The organism is Gemmatimonadales bacterium (assembly GCA_036265815.1).
Taxonomy (GTDB): Bacteria; Gemmatimonadota; Gemmatimonadetes; order Gemmatimonadales; family GWC2-71-9; genus CAVVWJ01.
Genome location: DATAOI010000105.1, coordinates 1 through 4624 on the forward strand (window position 1 = coordinate 1; position 4624 = coordinate 4624).

General features: G+C 68.6%; 4 protein-coding genes. 3 read left to right on the plus strand and 1 reads right to left on the minus strand.

Annotated elements, in window-relative coordinates:
- On the minus strand, positions 1-1532 hold a 1532-nt coding region (locus VHR41_20145), incomplete at its 3' end, for a serine/threonine-protein kinase (protein ID HEX3236514.1).
- 292 nt (positions 1533-1824) lie between these two features.
- On the opposite strand from VHR41_20145, the gene VHR41_20150 reads away from it, so the two are divergent.
- From VHR41_20150 to VHR41_20160, 3 genes are all read left to right on the plus strand, one after another.
- Positions 1825-2778, plus strand: coding sequence for a nucleoside recognition domain-containing protein (locus VHR41_20150; protein HEX3236515.1), 954 nt, complete (start codon positions 1825-1827; stop codon positions 2776-2778).
- A 7-nt stretch (positions 2779-2785) separates the two neighbouring features.
- Positions 2786-3328 (plus strand): spore maturation protein, encoded by a 543-nt coding sequence (locus tag VHR41_20155; GenBank protein HEX3236516.1) that lies wholly within the window; start codon positions 2786-2788, stop codon positions 3326-3328.
- 45 nt (positions 3329-3373) lie between these two features.
- Positions 3374-4624 (plus strand): AsmA family protein (locus VHR41_20160; protein ID HEX3236517.1); only part of this gene is annotated, 1251 nt, incomplete at its 3' end.

Genomic DNA, 4624 nt, shown 5'->3' on the forward strand with positions numbered 1-4624 from the left:
GACAAGGCCATCGAGGTCGAGTCGCCCGCCCAGCGCCGCCATCCCAGCACCTGGCCCGAGCGCCACAGCGCCAGCGCGAAGCCGCTGTCGAGCGCGATCGCATCGTCATACGCGGCGAGCGCCGAGTCCCAGGCGGCCCGCCGGAACCATTGCTCGCCCCGGAGAAACGCCTTGAGCGCCGACAGCGAGCTCGATCCCATCGAGGTCGTCCGGAACACCGGGATCCGTCGGGTCCGTCCGAGTTCCCGCAGCAGCCGCACGGTGAGCGAATCGGACAGCCGGTCGACCCGGTCGACCGCATCGCGGAGCTCGAACTCGGCGAGCGGGCGGTCCTCCGCGATGTCGAGCGCCGTGACCGTGAGTCGCGCCGAATCGGGACCGGTGCCAAGGAGACTCCCGAACACGACGAGCCCGGCCCCGGTCCGCCGCCCCAGGGCCGACGCCGAGGGCCGGTCCGCGCGGCCGGACCAGCGCCGGATCACGGTGGTCGGCGCGACGCTGCGTACCGGTCCCGCGCCATCCAGGTTGCGCGAGAGCACGTCCACCAGCCCCTCGCGCCAGAGCGCGAGTCTGCTATCGGGAACGTCGAAGGGCGCGACGGCCACGAGGTCGGCATCGAGCGGCAGGCCCTCGCGAGAGTGCCGCAGCGCGAGCCACCCGGCGGCCATCGCCGCGAGCGCGGCTCCAAGGACGGCCACCGCCGTCCGCCGTCGGCTCCTCCGGGGGCTCGCCCTGGCGGGAGAAACGGCTGTAGCGGTGACGCCATCGACGGGGGTGCTGAACGACTGCAGGGCGTGGAGCAGGTCCGCCGCACTCTGCCAGCGGTCGGCCGGCCGCTTTTCCAGGCAGCGCATCACCAGCGCCGTGAGCGCGGGCGGCACGCTGGGCCGGAGGACCGCGAGCGGTGTAGGCATCTGCACCATGTGAGCGGCGATCACCGCCTGTGCGCTAGGGCCGATGAACGGCGGCTGGCCCGCGAGGATCTCGTAACCGAGGACGCCCAGCGCGTAGATGTCGGCCCGGTGATCGGTATGCTGGTCTGCGCTCGCCTGCTCCGGAGCCATGTAGGCCGGCGTGCCGAGCGCCATGCCGGTGCCGGTCAGGGACGAGTGCCGCGCCTGATCCAGCGCCTTGGCGACTCCGAAGTCGGTCACCAGGGCGTGATCGTCCGAGAGCAGCACGTTGTCCGGCTTGATGTCCCGGTGGATCACGCCGTGTCGGTGGGCGTAGCTCAGCGCGTCGGCGACGTCGCGCAGGACGCGCACCGCCTCTGACACCGGCAGCTCGCCCTCGCGCGCGAGGCGTGCCCGTAGCGACTCGCCCTCGATCAACGGCATGGAGTAGAACAGGAGATCGCCAGCCTCTCCGGCGGCGAGCAGCGGGACGATGTGAGGGTGTTGGAGCGAGGCGGCGAGCTGGATCTCACGCCGGAACCGGTCCACGCTCACGGCGGCCGCGAGCTCCGGCGGGAGCACCTTGATGACCACCTTCCGGCCGAGGCTGGTCTCCTCGGCCATGAAGACGCGGCTCATGGCGCCGCCGCCCAGCTCGCGACCGAGCAGGTAGCGGTCGGAGAGGGCCGCCCGAAGGCGATCAAGCGTGTCGGTCAGTGGCGCCTCGCGAATGCGGTGCTCTAGGCTAGCTGCCTGCGCCCCGTCCCACCAGGTCCGCCGGTTGACAGCGTTCGTCAGGTCCTACCCTGGCCTCGGTCCAGATCTTCAAGATCGTCCAGCTGCTCGCCCCAGCCTCTCCCGGGTTGGGCCCCGCCGCCCTCCCCCACCATATTTGTCCGCGTTCCCCACACTTCCCAATCCCAGGCCCCACATGCTGAACTACATCTGGGCAGGCCTGATCGTCAGCAGCTTCCTGTTCGCCATCGGCAACGACGCCAGCGACCTGGCCCGGGACCGGTATCGAAACGGGCAGCCGCTCCCGGTGGTCCTCACCTTCCCCCAGGGCTACGACTCGGCCGCCCGGCGGGTACCGGTGGAGATCCGGATCGACCCCCGGCAGTACGCGACCTTCTACCAGACGGACCCATCCGTGGCACCCGCCGCGAGCTATCCCGGCTACCTGCTGCAGACTCGCGAGGGGACCCAGCTCCGCTTCGCTGCTGGCACCACGCTGCCCGAGCCGCTGGCGACGATCGGCAAGGTCTCGAGCTCCCGCGATCAGGAGCTGCAGGGGCGCCTGGTGGGGCCAGCGCCGACGGCATCGGGAGTTGTGTTCGAGCCGGTCCGCTTCGTCAAGCTCAACGGCATCGCCGCCGCGGCGCTCGACTTCGCCAAGACGGCGGCGGAGATCGCGCTGGGGCTGGTCGGGGTGCTGTCGCTGTTTCTCGGCCTGCTCAAGATCGCGGAGCACGCCGGGATCATCTACGCCCTGGTGAAGCTGGTGCGGCCGGTGCTCCGCCCGCTCTTCCCCGAGCTGCCGCCAGACCATCCCGCGCTGGGGCTGATCGCGCTCAATCTCACGGCCAACTGTCTGGGCCTGGGCAACGCGGCCACACCGTTCGGGATCAAGGCAATGGAGGAGCTGCAGAAGCTGAACCGCTCGGCCGACACGGCTACGAACTCCATGGTCATGCTCCTGGCGCTCAACACCGCCGGCGTGCAGCTGGTGCCGCCGGTGCTCCTGCTGGGTCTCCTCGGTCTCCAGATCAACCAGCTGGTGTTCCCGATCATCGGCAGCGGGATCTGCGGACTGATCGTCGCCATCACGATGGCGAAGCTGCTGGGACGGCTGCCGGGCTACCGCGCATCCGATCCCAACCGGTGAGGCGCACATGAACTCCATTCGCGCCGCCATCGGCCTCCTCTCGATCTTCGTCGTTCCCCTCATCCTGGTGGGCTTCCCGCTCTACGGCCTGTACAAGCGGGTGCCGGTCTATGAGAGCTTCGTGGAGGGTGCCAAGGAGGGATTCCAGGTCGCCGTCCGGATCATTCCCTATCTGGTGGCGATCCTGTTCGCCATCGCGATGTTCCGGGCCAGCGGGGCGATGGACTTCCTGGCACGGGCGCTGGCGCCGGTGCTGGGCCTGATCGGGTTCCCGCCCGAGGTGCTGCCGATGGCGATCATCCGGCCGCTCACCGGCTCGGGCTCGGCGGGGATCGTGGTGGACATGATCAAGCAGTACGGCGAGGACTCGATCCTGGTGAAGATGGCGGCGGTTATGTTCGGGTCGACCGAGACCACGTTCTACGTCATCGCCGTGTACTTCGGGGCAATCAACATCCGGAAGACCCGGCATGCAGTGCCGGTCGGGCTCATCGCCGATGGCGCGGCGATGATCATCGCCGTCTGGACGGTGCGGTTGCTGTTCGGGTGACCTCGGCCGTCGGCACCCGCCGGCGGGCACGACTACCTTCCGAGTATGCAACGCCGCACCCGCATTCTGGCCCTGGTCGGAACCGTGATCGGCCTGGTGTTGGTCCTGCTCCTGGTCCTGCCGCTGCTCTTCCGGGACCGGATCGCGCAACGGATCAAGACCGAGGTGAACCGGAGCCTCGACGCCCGAGTCGACTGGCGCGACGCCGGCCTCAGCTTCTTCCGTGACTTTCCCAATCTCACCCTGACGCTCGACGACCTCACGGCCGCCGGGGTAGGCCGGTTCCAGCGGGACACTCTCGCCTCGGTGCACCATCTCGGGGTGGTCCTCGATGTGGCCAGCGTGCTGGGAAACGTTCTGGGCGGGAGGCCCATTGTCGTCCGCGCCGTCAAGCTCGACCAGCCCCGGCTTTCACTGATCGCGCTGGAGGACGGGACCGCCAACTGGGATATCGCCAAGAAGACGCCGGAGACCGCGACGCGGGCGAAGGCGTCGAAGCCGGTCGCGGTCAGCCTCCGGCAGTTCGAGATCACCGATGCCGCCGTGCGCTTCGACAATCGCCGGGCCAAGCTCAAGGCGTCGATGCGCGGGTTCACTCAGTCGCTGTCGGGGGATTTCAGCCAGGACCTCGTCACCATCCGGACCAAGGCAGACGCGGACACCGTGAGCGTCAGCTTCGCCGGCATTCCCTACCTCAACCGGGTCGCGCTCGGTCTCACGGCCGACCTGCAGGCGGACTTAAGCAGGAAGGTCTATGCTCTGAAAGACACGGAGCTCCGGCTGAATGATCTGCGGTTGGTGCTGGGGGGAAGGGTGGAGGGGAAGGATGGGAAGGACGGGAAAGTCGGGAAAGTGCTCGCGATCGATCTCGCGTTCAAGGCGCCGAGCACCAAGTTCCTCAGCATCCTCTCCCTGGTGCCGGCGGTGTATGCGCACGACTTCGGCAAGGTGAAGACGGCGGGGACATTTGCGGTGAACGGGCGGGTGAAGGGTGAGTATGGTGATAGCGCTTTCCCCTCCTTTGCGGTGAACGCGAAGGTGGACAACGCCGCCTTCCAATATCCCGATCTCCCGCTGCCGGCGCGGGACATCAACATGGATCTCTCCATCGCCAATCCCGGCGGCAGCGCTGACAGCACCATGGTGCGGCTGCACCGGTTCCACCTGGTGATCGGGCGGAATCCGGTCGACGCGACGATGGTGCTGAGGACTCCCGTGTCCGACCCCGACGTGGACGCGCGGGTGCGCGGCAAGGTCGACCTCGCCGACGTCCGTCGCACCCTCAAGCTCGAGGGG

Coding starts and splice junctions, on each gene's coding strand:
- VHR41_20150 (HEX3236515.1), top strand. CDS start 1,825: ATGCTGAACTACATCTGGGCAGGCCTGATCGTCAGCAGCTTCCTGTTC.
- VHR41_20155 (HEX3236516.1), top strand. CDS start 2,786: ATGAACTCCATTCGCGCCGCCATCGGCCTCCTCTCGATCTTCGTCGTT.